This window comes from Massilia luteola (assembly GCF_034420155.1).
Taxonomy (GTDB): Bacteria; Pseudomonadota; Gammaproteobacteria; order Burkholderiales; family Burkholderiaceae_D; genus Telluria; species Telluria luteola.
Map to the genome: position 1 here is coordinate 96387 of NZ_JAXOFN010000021.1, position 15420 is coordinate 111806.

Annotated in this window: 12 protein-coding genes; 2 read left to right on the forward strand and 10 right to left on the reverse strand. The window is 65.5% G+C overall.

The window, feature by feature from the left end:
• Positions 1-17: 17 nt before the first annotated feature.
• From U9J41_RS20215 to U9J41_RS20255, 9 genes are all read right to left on the reverse strand, one after another.
• Positions 18-614 carry a hypothetical protein gene (locus U9J41_RS20215; RefSeq protein WP_322403959.1) on the reverse strand — a complete coding sequence of 199 codons (597 nt, stop codon included), beginning with the start codon at positions 612-614 and terminating at the stop codon, positions 18-20.
• Entirely contained in the window at positions 615-1223 is a 609-nt protein-coding gene (locus tag U9J41_RS20220) for a hypothetical protein (RefSeq protein WP_322403960.1), read from the reverse strand.
• Complete coding sequence (locus U9J41_RS20225) at positions 1198-2202, reverse strand: hypothetical protein (RefSeq protein ID WP_322403961.1); 1005 nt, start codon at positions 2200-2202, stop codon at positions 1198-1200. Before U9J41_RS20225 ends, U9J41_RS20220 begins: the two co-directional genes overlap by 26 nt.
• Positions 2189-4657 carry a type VI secretion system Vgr family protein gene (locus U9J41_RS20230; RefSeq protein WP_322403962.1) on the reverse strand — a complete coding sequence of 823 codons (2469 nt, stop codon included), beginning with the start codon at positions 4655-4657 and terminating at the stop codon, positions 2189-2191. The genes U9J41_RS20225 and U9J41_RS20230 overlap by 14 nt, the downstream gene beginning before the upstream one ends.
• A gap of 188 nt (positions 4658-4845) precedes the next feature.
• The gene (gene tssA / locus U9J41_RS20235; protein WP_322403963.1) at positions 4846-5889 is read right to left on the reverse strand and encodes a type VI secretion system protein TssA; all 1044 of its coding nucleotides are present in this window, start codon (positions 5887-5889) and stop codon (positions 4846-4848) included.
• Between the two features lie 7 nt (positions 5890-5896).
• Positions 5897-6688 (reverse strand): OmpA family protein, encoded by a 792-nt coding sequence (locus tag U9J41_RS20240; protein ID WP_322403964.1) that lies wholly within the window; start codon positions 6686-6688, stop codon positions 5897-5899.
• 1 nt (position 6689) lies between these two features.
• Complete coding sequence (gene tagF, locus U9J41_RS20245) at positions 6690-7676, reverse strand: type VI secretion system-associated protein TagF (RefSeq protein WP_322403965.1); 987 nt, start codon at positions 7674-7676, stop codon at positions 6690-6692.
• Positions 7673-11452: a type VI secretion system membrane subunit TssM gene (gene tssM, locus U9J41_RS20250; RefSeq protein WP_322403966.1), complete on the reverse strand. Its 3780-nt coding sequence runs from the start codon at positions 11450-11452 to the stop codon at positions 7673-7675. The genes tagF and tssM overlap by 4 nt, the downstream gene beginning before the upstream one ends.
• Positions 11453-11504: 52 nt before the next feature.
• Complete coding sequence (locus tag U9J41_RS20255; protein WP_322403985.1) at positions 11505-12344, reverse strand: M15 family metallopeptidase; 840 nt, start codon at positions 12342-12344, stop codon at positions 11505-11507.
• Between the two features lie 310 nt (positions 12345-12654).
• Here U9J41_RS20255 and U9J41_RS20260 point away from each other — a divergent pair, with 310 nt between their 5' ends.
• A complete protein-coding gene (locus tag U9J41_RS20260) occupies positions 12655-13344 on the forward strand; it encodes a hypothetical protein (protein WP_322403967.1) in 690 nt (229 codons plus the stop codon).
• 80 nt (positions 13345-13424) lie between these two features.
• The gene (locus tag U9J41_RS20265) at positions 13425-14705 is read left to right on the forward strand and encodes a cytochrome P450 (RefSeq protein WP_322403968.1); all 1281 of its coding nucleotides are present in this window, start codon (positions 13425-13427) and stop codon (positions 14703-14705) included.
• Here the strand turns inward: U9J41_RS20265 and U9J41_RS20270 are convergent.
• A complete protein-coding gene (locus U9J41_RS20270; protein WP_322403969.1) occupies positions 14692-15327 on the reverse strand; it encodes a hypothetical protein in 636 nt (211 codons plus the stop codon). The two genes, U9J41_RS20265 and U9J41_RS20270, sit on opposite strands and share 14 nt — an antisense overlap.
• Positions 15328-15420: the final 93 nt, after the last annotated feature.

Genomic DNA, 15420 nt, shown 5'->3' on the forward strand with positions numbered 1-15420 from the left:
TGCTGGTTATGCCGTTGCTACTGGGCGCGGGCCCGGAATTTCTCGTCACCGGCCGTTCCGGTCACCAGATACCATGTCACGGGGCGGTCATGGGTATCATATTGTGGAAATGGTACGGATTCGCCCTCGCGAATGATCAGGCGCTTGCTGTCCAGGCGGCGCGCTTGCCATTCTCCCGTCACAGGACATAGTTGCCCGGGGAATACGGCAAGGCCGGTGCATGACCGTTTCATGGTTTTGTAGACGTCGGAGGCAAGCAGTTCGACAGGATCGATGCGGGAAAGGGTGTCACGCAGCCGCCGGTTTTCCTGCTCGTCAAAAAAGCCATCGCGCACCAAGAGAAATTTTTTTAAGCCGAGTTTGCTTAGGCGAATGGCGCCGACCCGTTGCTCGTCCCAGGCGACAAGGCCGGCGTGCTGCGCCGTGCCGAGAGCTTCATTGACGAGGTCATTGGACATGCCGTCCAGGATATCCGATGACTGGATGGCTTTGATTGACACGGTATCTTCGCCGTCGTAATCTGCCATGGCGAAGGCATACATCACTGCACGGACCAAGTCATCCGGAACGGTATCCAGATCGCGCATGCTAGTTTGCATCGTGATGTGTTCCATTTAACGGGCGCCATTCTGGCGAACGACTTTGTTGCCGTGAACCAGGTATCGGATCGGATTGGCATGTGTACCGACGTCGGAGACTTCATAGCCGACATCGGTTCCGTCGTTAATGATCTTGTACTCGCGGCCACAGTCACCAAATTCGCGGTTCAGTACAGTCGCGTTGTCTGCGTCGATCGACACCAAGTACGCTCGGCTTTCCCCCATGCCGCCCGCGCAAGGGACGTATTTCTTATTATATTCCGCCGGTCGCAACATCGTCACGACGAGGAAGTCTCCTTGCGGTTGTTTCAGCACGGATTCGTTATCGATTTCGACTTCAAATTTTTCCTTGAGCAGTCGATCGATTTCCGCCGAGTGTTTCAGTTTCGCAGGCGCGGGTGCGGTGATATCTAGTAAGTACGCTCGCGTATTTGCCTCGTTGCCGCAGCAAGGCGACCCATCCGCATGTACGAGCACGTATTTGACGGGCGTCGCCGCGTCCTTGTACTCCGCGCGATAGGCTTCGAGACGGCTTTTGTTTATCGTTTGCGCGACGGCGGCACTGCCCAGACTGACGCAAAACGCGAAAACGAGGCACTTAGTCGCCGGCGACATGGTCTGCATAACACACTCCAGTATAGGTCCAGGGATGCTCGGCCGTCTGGCCGGCTTTCATTTTCTTGTACTCTTCTTTGTCGCGCTCGTGCAAGTCGGCTTCGGTCTTGTTGGAATTGACCGCGACACCGGTGTCCCATCCAATATTCCCGGTCGCCTTGTCGCACAAAATATTATTCTTTCGTTGCCATTTCTTCTCCGTACTGTTCCATTCGTGGTAGCTGCCACCATTCCAGCGCGAAATAGTTTCTAGATCGAGCATGTCCTGCGTATAGGACGACGCGCCGTGCGAGTCGAGGTGCCGCTTTGCTTCCTTTTTTTTCACGGCGACGAGAGCAATGCCGGCGTCCAGGTTCTCCTTCCAACTCCAGATTTGCGAGAACGTCGGCACGGGGCGCGTCAACTGGGTCAATCCATATCCTTTGTCGCCTGCGACAACCGGCTCTGAATCCAGTTCAATGAAATGCTTGAAACGAGATTCTTGGGCCACCAGTTTTTCTAGGGCCGTTGCGTCGCGAGCCTCCAAGTACGCCTTAATTTTTGCCGGTGCCGGCTGTTTTCCGAGGACGACCACCGTGCGTTGGAATTTCTGCCCACCGACGTCGACTGTGACGATAAGCTTCCCGCCGACGACGCTGTTGATCGACTTCGCATTCCACGAAGTGCCAGCTTGGATAAAACTGCCTTTTTGACTGAACGAGGCAACCTTCGCTCCGCGCGCTCTCTCGCGCAGCCCGCTGACATGCGCATCCCACGCCATAATCCAGCTCCACTTGTATGGCCCAGGCACATCGGTCTTGATTTCAAAGTCGATCGAAGGAAAAACAGCTTCGTCGTCGATGTAAAACTTGTCAAGGGTATTCGGCTTGACCCATTCGCCGACATCGTTAGGCTTGACGACGACTTTGATGACGGACCCGTTGGTTTTGTTGGTGGTACCGGCGGTTTTGTTTCCCTTCTTTTTCCCGTGGTTTTTATGCGCTGTCATCTGTCGTCTCCACTATTTCGATGTCGAGAGTGCTCGGCTTTTCGGTGAATACACGCTGCGTGAAACCCTGAGCGTCGCTCACACCTTTCCACGTTTTTCCGCATGAGCTCCTGATCTTGTAACGGCAATTCGGTAACGCGCGCTCATGCTCATCGACCAAGCGGAATTGCTCGTCGAACCCGTCGACGATCGGCAACGCGAGGTTTGGCGCCGGACGGCACTTGTTGTTTTCGAAACTCGTTTGGGCGGCGTGCACCATGAAACTGCTGTTCGTTCCCAGTTCGATACCATTCGCGCCAAAAGTGGCATAACTGCCGCCGCCATTGATCACCACCTCATCGTTCGCTTCGATCGTGATCCGGTTGGCGCTCTGCGTAATATTCAGCTTGGCCAGCAGATTGATGCTGTTCGATAGGGCATGCATATCGATATCCCCGGCGGCGGCGATGAGCTTCATACCGGCTTTATGGACGAAGAGCCTGAGCGTCTGGCGCACGGTCGCGAACAAGCTGTTGCTCGCCGCAATGGACACATTTTTACCGGCAGTTATGGCCGTGTTTTCATTACTGGCGATATGCGCTGAAGTCGAAGTCGCAATCGCGATACCAGCTGGGCTCGCCAGCACCAATGCCGGCTCCGCCAATTCGGGGAAGTCGGACGACACATTGGCGCCTTTGATCGCATCGTTTTGTGCCTTGATGTCTCTAGCGACGTCCGCCTGGTGGCCGACTGGGTCCTGCGCCCCTGCCTTCTCTGCAAGTTTCGCTTGCGCCTCCTGTTCCTGCCGGGCATTCGTCAGCCGCGCCAGCGCTTCGCGCAAATCCTTTGTGTGCGACTCTGCGTTGGCGCGCGCGTCCGTCGTGATGAGGAGACCTTTGCCGGCGCGTAATATACCCCATGCATCGGTCGCCAACTCCCAGCCTTCGCCACGCTCATCCTTGCGCCCGCTGGTATCGTCAATGCGCGTGATATGCCCCAGCGAGAGTTGACTGCACTGGTGATCGCTCTTCAGTTGTGCCTGGATCTTTTCGTTGGTGTCATCCAGCACCAGGTGGTTGCCACGACCACCCGGTGCGTTACCGCTGCCTGGCGCGAGCTCGCGGCTGCGCAAACCCGTCAACGAGTGTTGAGTAGGCAATGTCCACGGCGGCATATTGCGAGCATTGAAGACGCTGCCCATGATGATTGGGCGATCTGGGTTTCCACCTAACCATTGGACAATCACTTCGCTACCCACTCGCGGCACGGCCGTGGCTCCGAGTTCGGCGCCGGACCAGGCACTCGCAACTCGTAACCATGTGGAGCTGCGATCGTCGTTGTCGCCGATGCGGTCCCAATGGAATTGGACGCGGACGCGTCCGTACTCGTCGGTATAGACATCGTCCTGCCCAACCGGCCCCACGACTGTGGCAGTCTGCGGGGCGAGAATTCTCGTGTCCACGCTGTTGAAGTTGCGGCCGGGCCTCCACGGCACGTTTCTACGGGCGCAGGTCAGCCAGTTGCGATAGCGGATCTGCTCGCTTTCCTGCTGCAAGTAATTATTGGAGGCCACGTGCCGCACGGATAGAATGAGAAACCTGTCCTTGTCCGGTCCACCTCCGTAATGCGTATCGTGAATGAAATGGTCTATCAGTTGAAAGCTGCGTCCCGGCGCCATGTAGCGATTATTGCCTTCAGCTTCGATCCATTTGCCGGCGGCTTCGATTTCCTCCATGCGTATCCGGCCCTGCATGTCGCCGTCAGCCGCATTCCTGAAACCATAGGCGCCGGCAAATTCGTATGATTCCGTGTCGGGTACGTTCCCCTGCGCATTGAGTGTTGGGACGGCGGCACTCGAAGGAGCAGGCGATTTGAAGTTGAAGGTATTCAGGGCAACGCTGGAAGATACGATTTGACGGACTGGCGACCAGCGATCGATTGCGTCCTCTTCTTGCGAGCCGCCCTCGCCGTGAAAGCGCACCTTGGCGTCGCCGTCGATAGGCGCAGCTTGCGTCGAATCGTCGCCCACGACGAGTGTGTGCCCGTCGGCGTCATGCTCGTACCAATAATGCCAGCCTGCTGCTTCCCAGCGCCGGCTCAGGTAATTGAAATCGGTCTCGTCGAATTGGCAGGCATCCGTCATGCGCGAGTCATCGCCAGCGACTTGCCATTCCCACCGAGGATAGATGGAGTAGTCGCCAAATATGCTTTCCATCTGTTCTCGTAGCGTCTTGTTGTGAAACAGATAATTATCCTTACGCAGGCTGAGGAACTTCAACCAGGGGCCCAGCCTGGCTTCGTAGGTCGTGATGCTGCCGTCAGAATGGCCGCGCCGAAAGCTGAACACGTAGCCCGAAAAATAGCGCACGGTGCGGTCACGTCGCACCAGCTCAATATTCAGGAGTTTCCCCTGCATTTCCTTGAGTGGGATGTCCGCGTTGTCGGAAAGTAACTCGACAGTGAAATCGAAGTCCATTGACATGCTTTCCTTGGCGTCAATTTTATTGACGAGGAAAAGTGCATCCGGCGCGTCATCGTGAGGAAAAACAGTCGCAGAAGGCGGTTATGCTGCCTGTCAAAGATCAGATCACGAAGAAGTTGTCTGTTTGTCATGCGATCCCAATTTTTCGAATAATAAGGGTTAGAACCATTGAGCGATGGCCGTCACTTGGCCCGCGGCACCCCCAGCAACTCTTCCAGATGCGCCAGCGACCCCTCGTCCTTGATCACTGACCGCAGCCAGGTATGCAGATCCTGCTCGCCCGCGCTCGCGGCCTTCTCGGCGAAGTATGACACTGGGCTGTGCGGCTCCGTCTCGCGGAAGAACTGCGCGATCGTGCGCAGTTGGGCGATCGCGTCGGCGCGCGAGCGGATCGGACCGGGGGCGGCGGCCGGCGGCTGCGGCGCCACCGCGACGGCCGGCAGCGCCGGCGATGCGTGCGCGGGTGCCTCGACCGGCTGCGGCGACCGAGGCGGGGCCGCGGGTGCCGGCAGCGTATGCAGCAGCGTCTGCACCGCATCGCGCGCGGCCGAGAAGCCGGGGCTGTCGTGGCCCAGGCGCGCATCGGCAGCCCGTTCCAGCTGCGCCAGCGCGTCCAGGCAGGCCTGCGCGTCGGTACGCAGCGCGTCGATGAAGGCGGGGGAGCTCGCGCGCTTCGCGGCCTCCATGTCCGCCACGCGCGGCGGCGTGTCGGCGTCGCCGGCGGCGCCGCGGCGGCGCGCCGCTTCGAAATCGACCGTCGAATACGCGGTGCCGCGGCCTTCCGTCAGCGGCATCTCGCGCACGAGGGCACGCGTGCGCGACAAGATCCACGCGAGGTTGCCGATGCGCTGTTCCTGGTCGCCGCCATCCGCTTCCGGATACAGGCCCGCGTCCCAGAAGCGGTCGCACAGGCCCGCGAGCAGCAGGAAGCCTTCGCCCAGGCCGCGCAGGTGGTGCTTCTTGGCGGCAGCCTCGGTGAGCCAGACGGCGAGGCGCAGGTCCTTCGTCTGTTCGGCCAGCAGGCGCGCGCAGCGCTCGACGACGAAGCCCCAGTCGGCCTCCTTGAGGTCCGTGACCCATTCGCCTTGCGCGAGCGACGGGTCGTCGAACTGGCGCGCGCGGGCGATGGCGTCCAGGTCGGGGGAAAACGCGAGGTCGGCGCCGCACGGTTGCGCTGCGGAGATCGGGGCGAGCAGGGCGGCGGCGGTGAACATGGTGTCTTTCATCATTGGATCATTGCGCGAGGCGGAATTCGATGCGGCGGTTGCGCGCACGGCCCTCGGCGCTGTCGTTGCTGGCGATGGGGCGGTCGGGGCCCTGGCCGCTGGCGGCGAGGTTCTCTTCCGCGACGCCGTGCGCGGCCAGGTAGGACTTGACGGTGGCGGCGCGCGCCTGGCTCAGGCTCACGTTGCTGGCCCTCAGGCCGGCGCTGTCCGTGTGGCCGATGATCTCGATGCGGCGGCCTTTCAGCTTCAGCATCGCGGCCACCATCTCGTCGAGGATCGCGCGCCCCGTCGGGGTCAAGGTTGCCTTGCCGCTTTCGAATTCGACGGTGCGGTTGCCCAGCGTGTTGTCGAGCAGGGCCTGTTCGGCGGCGGACACGCGCAAGCCGTTGTTGACGGTATAGGTCGGGTTCAGGTTGGTGGCCACGTTGCTGGCGATGCGCTGGCGCAGCGCCTCGTTGGCCACTTCGCCGCGCAGGCTGACGTTGCTGCCGTCGATCTTGAGCTGGCCGCGGCTGATCTGGCGCAGGTCGGGCGTGATCAGCTTTTGCACATAGCCGTTCCAGTTGGCCGGCATGGCGACGGGGCCGATGGCGATCTGGTCGACCACGCGTTCGGCCCCGTACACGTCGCGCAGCTTCGCGAGCACGGCGGCCTTCGTCGCCTCGTCCGGCACGGTGCCGCTGGCCAGCACCTGGCCCGGCTGCGGCGTGGCCGGTGCCGGCGCGGTATTCTGGGCCGCCGCGGCGGCGCAGCACAGGGTCAAAAAGGCGGCGAGGGCGCGCTGGGTGATGATTCGCATATCAGGTTCCGATGAATGCCGCGCCGACGGATTCGAGCGCGGACTTGAGGGACAGGCTGCCCTGGGCCAGGTAGGACGAGAGCTTGCGTACGGCGTAGTCGCCGTCGACCTGGTCCTCGACCCACTCGAGGTCCGCGAACGCGATGAGGTGGTCGAGGCCAGCCTGCGGGTCGATGAGGGTGCGCAGCGTCTGCGCCGACGCGCCGGAAAAGCCGACGACCAGCGCGGGCCGGCCTTCCAGCCGGGTGATGAACAGCGCCAGCTCGAAGTCGGCGCGCGCGAGGAACGGGGCGATCACGTGCATCCAGAACGCGGCCACGAGGTTGCGGTGGATGGCGTCGTCCGGCAGCGGCAGCACGAGGCTTTTTTCGAGCCGGCCGGAGCCGCTGTCCAGCACGGGCTGCAGCAGCATGCCCAGCGCCAGCAGCACCTGGCGCGCCGAGACGCGAAAGCCCGCGCGGTCCAGCAGCGCGTCCAGCGCGCCGATGGTGATCACTTCCAGGAAGTCGTCGAACGCGGCGTCGTAGGCGCACGCGCGCAGGTCCAGGTCGACCGGCTGGCTGCTCGCGGCGGCAAGCGGCGCGGCCGGATCGCCCGCGTTGCGCACGCCGAGCGTCAGCGTTTCGAGCCGGTGCCACAGGCGCGTGAACACGAGCGGGGTGGTCGGCAGGAAGGCGGCCGGCTCGGCGATTTCCATCGCGCTGGCCATCAGGAACGGATAGCGCCGGCTCGATTCGTCGCTGCTGGCGACGATGTGGCCGCCGATCGCGTGGCGCCGGCGCGGGCCCACGAAGGCGAAGTGCAGCGGCGCGGCGGCGTCGTAGGCGAGCTTCCAGCGCGCGTTGGCGCTCATCAGGTCCATCGCTTCGGACAGCCAGTCGTCCAGCACTGTCAACAAGGCCGGGCTGGCGCTGGCGCGCACGAAGTCGCCGCGGCTGGGCAGCTTGCCGAAGTAGCCGACGCTGACCGGGGTGAGCTGGCGGCTCATTGCGCGTCTCCCGCCATGGCCGTGCGCAGCGGCGCGGTCCTCGGCGTGGTGATCGTGTCCGGCAGGCGCAGGCGCTTGAATCCCTGGCCGGGCGCGGGCGCCTGGGCCTGGACCAGCGCGGGCGCGGCCGGCAGGACCTTGAGGTTCGCCGTCACCGTGACGCCGGCATTCTGCCAGCTCATCTCGAACACGCCGCCGTCCTTGCGCTTGCGCTGCGCCGCGTCGATCATCTTCTTCAGGCCGAAGTGGCCCGGCTCGTCCAGCAGCACGACGTTGCGGCCTTCCGGCGTGACGGCCGTGATCTTCGCGCCAGGCACGCCGGCCGGATTCGGCCACACCATGTGCACCCAGGGCTGCGGCTGGCCGCGCCAGCGCAGCGCCTGGCCGTCGATCTCCAAGGTGAATTCGGTGGCGCCGGACGTAGCAAGCGCCTGCAGGTCGAAGCGGGTCTGCGCCTCGCCGCCGCTGGATGCGGCCGCGTTGGCGACGCCGCCGGCGGCCAGCGGCGCGACCCAGCCCGGGAAGCTCGCGACGACGTTCGGCGCCAGGTTCACGCCCATGTCGGCCCACGTGCGCGGGCTGAGCGAATCGCCGCGGCGCACCACCAGCGGGCCCACCGTCGTCGTGAAGAATTTCGCGATGGCGCCGTCCGGGCCGAAGATCTCGCCGATCTCCGCGTTGCTGGCCTCGGCCTTCGACTCGGTCGCGAACGGATATTTCAGCGCCAGGCCGCGGTTGAACGGCTGGACCACCTGGGCGGCCCACACCTTGTTGATCTCGTTTTCGGCCGGCTGCACGATCACGGCGAACGTCTGCATCAGCGGGCGCACGAGCACGGGGCGCAGCGCCTGGCGCTGGGCGTCCGTCATCCCGACCAGCATCTGCTCGTCGACGTAGCGCAGCGCATCGGCCAGCTCGGAACCGCTGCCGTCCAGCGTCTGCTGCATCAACTGCTTGGCGCCGGGGCCCGGGTCGCCCTGGTTCTTGATCTGGTTGAAGCGGGCGCGCAGCTTCGACAGATTGTCGATGTAGCCGCGCATCAGCGACGCGTCCTTGTCGCGCGCGACGACGAGGCGGGCGACGCCGGCGAACTCGCGGCCGACGGGACCAAGGGCCGGCGTGGTCGCCGTCTGTGTGCCTTGTGCCGGCAGGCTGACGTTCACGATGGCCGGCTTCTGGCGCAGGATCGTCTCGCGGAACCAGCCCGTGAGGCCGTTCTGCGCCCGCTGCAGGCTGGCGCCGGCCAGGGTCGGGTTGTCCCACGACGTCTGTTCATAGACCGTGGACACGAGCTTGTTGATCGGCGAATTCTGCGGATCGCCCAGGCGGTTCATGGCGCTGGCGGCGCCGTCGAAGCCGTCCAGGTCCTTCACCGTCACGCCTTGCATGAACTTCTGCCACTCGCGCGCGTACTCCGCCTTGTACAGGTCGACGAGCGATTTCTGGATCTGTTCCGGGCTGCCTTCCAGCGTGAGGTCGTCGCGCGCCGCCGTCTTCAGGACCCAGTCCGCGCTCTGCAGCTCGCGGTTGGCGGCGTCGCGGAACGCCTGTTGCACGAAGCCTTCCCAGGCCTGGCGCGTGAAGGCGCCGGAGATGGCATAGCTGCCGAGGACGAGCTCCTTGTCCTGGTCGCCGACGATGCGCGCCACCGTGATCGACGGATAGCGGGTCGCGGCGCGCGCCTTCACGTCCGCGTACACGCGCTCGCGCGCGGGCATGCCGCGCACGACGCGGCGCAGGCTGTCGCGGGTCTGGTCGACGAGGGCCAGCCGGGTGTCGATGACGGGCCAGGACGGATCGTTCACCTGCGCGAGGTAGAACGAGATCATGCGCTCGGCGCTGCGGATCAGCTGCTCGCGCGGCATCGCGCCGCGGTTCGCTTCCAGCCAGTTGCGCCAGAAGCGCGTGAGCTGGTCGTTCAGGTGGGCGCTTTCGGCGCGCGATTTATCGCCCAGCATCAGGTAGGTCTTCAGCGCGTTGTAGGCGTCCTCGGTGTCGAGCGGCGACGCGTCCTTGAACTGCTGCGGCGCGTCGGCTGCCGCCGTGGCGCCGGCGGCCGGCGCGCCGGCCGGCTTGTTCATCGGCTGCAGCTGGGCCGCGTTGCCGTTGACGTCGGCGAGATAGGATTCGAGCGATTGCGCGACCGGTTTCAACATCACTTCGCGCACGCCGTTGAAGTATTCCTCTTTCAGCTTGCGGTCCAGGAGGTTGCCCTGGTAGAGGCCGAGGCCGAGCGACAGCGGGCGGTGTTCGGCGTAGCGGTCGAGCTGCTCGATGCGGTCCTGCAGGATCTCCAGCGCCTGGAAGCGCGATTGCAGGTCCATGCTCTTGCCCTGCACGCGGATGGCCTGGTCGAGGTCGGCCTGGACGTTGGCGACGAGCTGGCGGTTGTTCATGTACGACCAGCTCCAGCCCGCGAGCGCGAGGCCGACGAGGGCGGTCGCCGCGAAGAACGCCGCGTAGCGCAGGCGCGTCTTGGCCGGGCTGGCGTATTGTGCGACGAGGTCCTTGTCGGCGAAGATCACCTTGCGGAACAGGTTGAGGAGGAAGTAACCCTGCTGCTGGTGCTGGTCTTCGTGCGCGGGTGCCTGCAGGCGCAGGTCGAAGCGCTGGGCGACGCGGGCCGACGACGTCGACACCGTCTCGCCTTCCTGGAGCGCGCTGGTGAAGTAGAAGCCGCGGAACACGGGCTTGAACTGGAACGGATTGTCCTCGAACAGCGTGGCGACGAAGGCGTGCAGCGCCGGCTTGATGGACGCGAATTCGAGCGGGAAGGTGAATACGCCGGACGGCATGGCCTCGCGCGCCTGCTGCGACATGTTCGCGAGGCTCAATTCCTTGAGACCGTCGTACAGCTCGTCGAAGCGGGCGTCGAACTGGTCGAGCAGGCGCTCGCTCGTCACGTTCTGGTCGTAGGGCAGGGTGGCGCCCCACACCTTTTCGCGCTCGGCGCGCTCGCTCTCCTGGAAGAATTCGTTGAAGCCGTCGATCAGGTCGGCCTTGGTGAACACGACGTAGACCGGCGCGTGCACTTCCAGCCGCTCCGTCAGTTCCTGCACGCGCTGGCGCAGGTTCTTGGCCAGGTTGATCGCGAACTCGGGACGGTTGCGTGTCAGCTCGGCGATGCTGACCGCGATGATGACGCCGTTGATCGGGGCCTTGCGGCGGTGCTTCTTGAGCAGGTCGAGGAAGCCGAACCACTCGGCGCGGTCCTGGTCGACGACGGAATAGCGGCCCGCCGTGTCGAGCAGGATGCCCTCGGTCGTAAAGAACCAGTCGCAGTTGCGCGTGCCGCCCACGCCCTGCACGACCTTGCTGTCGGCGAACGGGAACTGCAGGCCGGAGCTGGCGATCGCGGTGCTCTTGCCGGCCGCCGGGTTCCCGATGATCATGTACCACGGCAGTTCATACAGCGCGGCGCTGCCCGACAACTGTCCCAGCTTGGAGCCCTTGATCGTGGCGATGGCGTCCAGCAGGCGCTTGCGGATGACTTCCGTTTCCTGGCGCTGGGTCGCGTCGGCGACGGGTTGATCGGCTTGCGGGCCGGCCTGCTGTTCGAGCATGGCGCCGATCTGGCCGGCCTTGCGCGCATGGCGCCAGCGGCGCCACAGCCACAGGGCCGCGCCCACGAGCAGGGCGGCGCCGAGCACGATCCAGGGGAGCGCGGGCGGCCATTGCAGCAGCCGGGCGGCCGCGAACAGCAACGCGGCGAAGGCCGCCCAGCCGATGACGGTCAGGCTGGTGCGGGCGGTCAGGAAATGCCAGATTTTTTGCATGATGACGAGTGAGTGGTTGATGCCGTGGTGCGCGTGGTGCGAGATTGGTGAGTCAGCGTTTCATGACGCCGGGCAGCCGCAATTCCGTATGCCCGAAATCCATCATCTTCCAGCGGCCGCCCCAGGTCAGGCCGACGGATTCCGCCACCTGGCCGTACAACTGGTAGCCGCGCATGGCCCAGGGATCCTTTTCGGAGATCACGAGCCGGCCGTCGCGGACGAACGCGCAGTCGGCGGCGAGCCCGTACTGGTGCCAGCTCTGCCACGAGCGGGCGTTCGTGACGCCGGGGCCCAGCGCGGCCAGCGCGTCCTGGCGGGCGGCGCTGCGGTAGCCTTCCAGGATCGCCATGTCGTAGCCGTAGCGCGTCTTCATGATCCGGAAGACCGTCAGCAGGCGCTGCGTGTAGTCGGCGTTCAGCATGGCCCAGTCGCGGCTGGCCGAAGCGAGCAGCGGCCGCTCCTGCGCCACTTCGGCCGTCGCGAACACGAGCGGCGGCAGCGCGGGCGGCGGCACGAGCTGCTCGCCCTGCAGCAGGTCGGCCACCTGCTCGTTCACGGCGCGCGTCGACGGCTCGTAGGCGCTCAGCATGGGCCGTTCCGCGAGCAGCAGGGCGGCCAGCGGCGGCAGGCAGACGAGGGCGGCGCCGCATGCACAGGCGATCCAGTGGCGCCGCACGAAGCCCGCCAGCCGTCCCGCCGCCGCGCGGCCGGTCGTGCGCACGGCATCGGCATCGCGCATGCCCTGCTGCGCCAACGCGCCCGCGCGGCGGCCGAGCCGCAGTCCGGCCCCGGCGAGCGCGCCCAGGATGAATTCGCGGCCGGACGGAAACAGCACCATCCAGCTGACGGCGCACGCCACGATGAAATAAACGGTTACTGCCAGGACCCACACCAAGGACGCTCCGGATAGTCGGACACATAGTTGTCGTTAAAATATTTCCGGAAAGTATAAATCCGGCAACCGACAACCCTGCGCACGATTGAAAAAACGCAAAAACTCACCAAATGTGTTAATCGCGCACGATTAAAAGCAAATTATGGGCACAATTGTCTTGATTCTTGTAAAGTAATGCAAACATTTTTAAGGAGCTAATTTGCAACATCAAGGCGAACGCCCGGTCCGAGGCGGCCGGCCCAGTCTGCTTTCGCCCGACGAGCAGGCTGTTCCGGAACAGAAGGGCATCCTCAGCTCCCTGGACGGCATGCACGGGCAGCCTCGCGCTCCGCAGGGGCCGCGGCCCCGTTCGCGCGCGCTGGCGTGGGGCGTTGCCGCCGTCGGGGTGGTGGTCGCGGGCGGTGCGTTGTTCCTGCTCGGCGGCGGTGAAGAGGCCCGTCCGCCGGCGGTCGCCGTGGCGGCCGCGCCGGCCGTGGCCAGCGTGGCCGAGGTGCCGCGCGCGGCGCCGTTGACACCCGTGTCGATGCCGGCGCCCGCCGCGTCGATGGCGGCCGTGCTGCACGACGAGCCCGCGGCGCCGGCGCTGGCCGAACCGGCGGCGCCGATGGCCAATCCGCTGGCCGACATGGCGGCGTCGCCCGCGCCGGAACGCCACAAGACGCATGCGGAGAAGCCCGAACGCAAGGAAGCGCATGCGAAGGCCGCGCACCGCAAAGCGCACGACGCGGCAAAGGAAATGGCGCGCGGCGGCAAGGAAAAACGCACAAAACCGCGCTCGGCGCACGAGCAGGACAGCGACGTCGTCCTGCTGGCGGCCCTGATGAGCCACATGGAACCGGTGAATCGCAAGGCCACGCCGGCGCAACAGCTGGAGGCGTGCCGGCGCTACAACGCGGCCGGTGAAGAGCAGTGCCGCGTGCGGGTGTGCGACGCCGTGGGGCGCAAGGAGGCGGCGTGCAAGCGGGTGCCGGCCGCACGGTCCGAGCCGGAGACCTGAGCAGGCAAGACCGGCGTGCCGAAAAGATGATAGAGTGCGAGCCCCGGCATGTGCCGGCAGTTCATCATCTTTTGACTCGCATGAGAGACTTCGCGACCACGGCGCCCGACGCGGCGCCGGCGGCGCCGTCGTTCGACGCCGCCTTCCTGCACGACCCGTATCCCGCCTACAGCCAGTTGCGCGCGGCCGGACCGGTGCTGTGGCGCGACGACGTGTTCCAGGGCGCGTGGCTGTTGACGCGCCACGAGGACGTCGAGCTCGCGCTGCGCGATCCGCGCTTATCCTCGCAGCGCACGGGCGGCTGGGTCAAGCGCATTCCCGGCGTCGATGCGAGCTTCGCGGGCCGGCGCGCGCAGGCGGGGCTGGACGCGTTCCAGCGCCTGTTCGGCAGCGCCATGGTGTTCCTCGACGGTGCGGATCACCAGCGCGTGCGCAAGGCCATGGCGGCCGGTTTTCATCCCACGTTCGTCAAGACCTTGCGTGTCGAGGTCGAGCGGCTCACCGACGAATTGCTCGACGGGCTCGATGCGGGCGCCGGCTTCGACTTCATCGCCGCGGTGGCGCGCCCGCTGCCGTCGCGCGTCATCGGGCTGATGCTCGGCATACCCCGCGCGGACGAAGCGCGCTTCATGGCATGGTCGGACGATCTCGCCGCATTCATCGGCGCGCTGCAGCCGACGGCCGAGCAGTTGCGTGCGGCCCAGCGCAGCCTGCTGCAGATGGTGCGTTATTTCGACGCGCTGCTGCCCGCGCGCCGGCGCGAACCCGGTACGGACCTCGTCAGCCGCCTGCTGCTGGCCGAGGCCGCGGGCGACATCAAGGCCGACGGCGAATTGCTGGCGCAATGCGCGATGCTGCTGTTCGCGGGCCACGAGACGACGCGCAACCTGCTCGGCAACGGGCTGTACACGCTGCTCACGCATCCGGACGCGTGGGCGCGCCTGTGCGCGGACGCGGAGGGCATGCCGCTGGCCGTGCGCGAACTGCTGCGCTACGACAGCCCGGTGCAGTACACGGGCCGGCGCGTCGCGACCGACTTCACGCTGCACGGCACGACGCTCGCACGCGGCGACCTCGTGATCGCGCTGATCGGCGCGGCCAACCGCGATCCCGACCGCTTCACGGACCCCGATACCTTCGACATCGGCCGGCGCGCCGGCAGCCACCTGTCGTTCGGCAGCGGACCCCACGTGTGCATCGGCGCCGGGCTGTCGCTGCTGGAGGCCGACGTCGTGCTGCGCGCCGTGCTGCGGCGCTGGCCGGGACTCATGCTGGCCGCCGCGGCCCCGCGCTGGAACGGCATCGCGGGCTTGCGCGGACTCGCGGCCTTGCCGGTGGCCGCGGCCGTCAGCGTTTCGTGAAATGCTCGACGGCGTCGAAATTCGTGCCGTTCGACTTGACCTCGTACAGATCGGTGCCCTGCACGGACAGGCCGTCGAACGGGGCCGCGCCGGCCGCGTAGACCTGGTCGGGCACGCACACGGAACCGCCCGCGTAATCGACGCACCAGTTGGGCTGGCCGTCGATGATCTTGTGGCTGACGAACGTGCCCGTGAGCGTGACGCTGCGCTGGGGCACCTGCGTCGTCACCTTGTCCACGGAAGCGGAGATCACGGCCACGCCGGGGGCGGGCGTGATGCTCGATGCCGCGGTGCCGACATAGGTCGCCGTCGTGTCGGCGCTCCACGTCTGCGTCGCGATGACGTCGCCGGTGCAGGTCGTGTTGGCGTAGTAGTTGGTCGTGACGCCGATGGTGAGCGTGTTGGCCGATCCGGCCGGGCGCTGGATGACGGCCGTGTCGAGTGCGTGCGACGTGCAGGCGGACGTCCAGGTGCCGACGTAGGCGTCGAGGTTCCCGCCGCCTGTCACCGGCGGCGGCGTCGGACTGCTCGCGGACCCCGGATTGCCGCCACCGCCGCCGCATGCGGCCAGCAACGTCGCCAGCAACGTCGCCAGCGCGGCGGTACCCATCATGTTCTTCATCGTCGTCTCCCGTCTTCAGCGTGTGGACTCACTGTTCAGGGAGGCATGATACGCGTGTGCGCCGCCGCCCGGCTCACCGTTTGTCACGGCGCC

Excerpts from the sequence above, each read along its gene's own strand:
- U9J41_RS20215 (WP_322403959.1), bottom strand. The coding sequence starts at position 614 with ATGGAACACATCACGATGCAAACTAGCATGCGCGATCTGGATACCGTT.
- tssM (WP_322403966.1), bottom strand. The coding sequence starts at position 11,452 with ATGCAAAAAATCTGGCATTTCCTGACCGCCCGCACCAGCCTGACCGTC.
- U9J41_RS20260 (WP_322403967.1), top strand. The coding sequence starts at position 12,655 with ATGCACGGGCAGCCTCGCGCTCCGCAGGGGCCGCGGCCCCGTTCGCGC.
- U9J41_RS20225 (WP_322403961.1), bottom strand. The coding sequence starts at position 2,202 with ATGACAGCGCATAAAAACCACGGGAAAAAGAAGGGAAACAAAACCGCC.
- U9J41_RS20240 (WP_322403964.1), bottom strand. The coding sequence starts at position 6,688 with ATGCGAATCATCACCCAGCGCGCCCTCGCCGCCTTTTTGACCCTGTGC.
- tssA (WP_322403963.1), bottom strand. The coding sequence starts at position 5,889 with ATGAAAGACACCATGTTCACCGCCGCCGCCCTGCTCGCCCCGATCTCC.
- U9J41_RS20265 (WP_322403968.1), top strand. The coding sequence starts at position 13,425 with ATGAGAGACTTCGCGACCACGGCGCCCGACGCGGCGCCGGCGGCGCCG.
- U9J41_RS20270 (WP_322403969.1), bottom strand. The coding sequence starts at position 15,327 with ATGAAGAACATGATGGGTACCGCCGCGCTGGCGACGTTGCTGGCGACG.
- U9J41_RS20220 (WP_322403960.1), bottom strand. The coding sequence starts at position 1,223 with ATGCAGACCATGTCGCCGGCGACTAAGTGCCTCGTTTTCGCGTTTTGC.
- U9J41_RS20230 (WP_322403962.1), bottom strand. The coding sequence starts at position 4,657 with ATGGACTTCGATTTCACTGTCGAGTTACTTTCCGACAACGCGGACATC.
- tagF (WP_322403965.1), bottom strand. The coding sequence starts at position 7,676 with ATGAGCCGCCAGCTCACCCCGGTCAGCGTCGGCTACTTCGGCAAGCTG.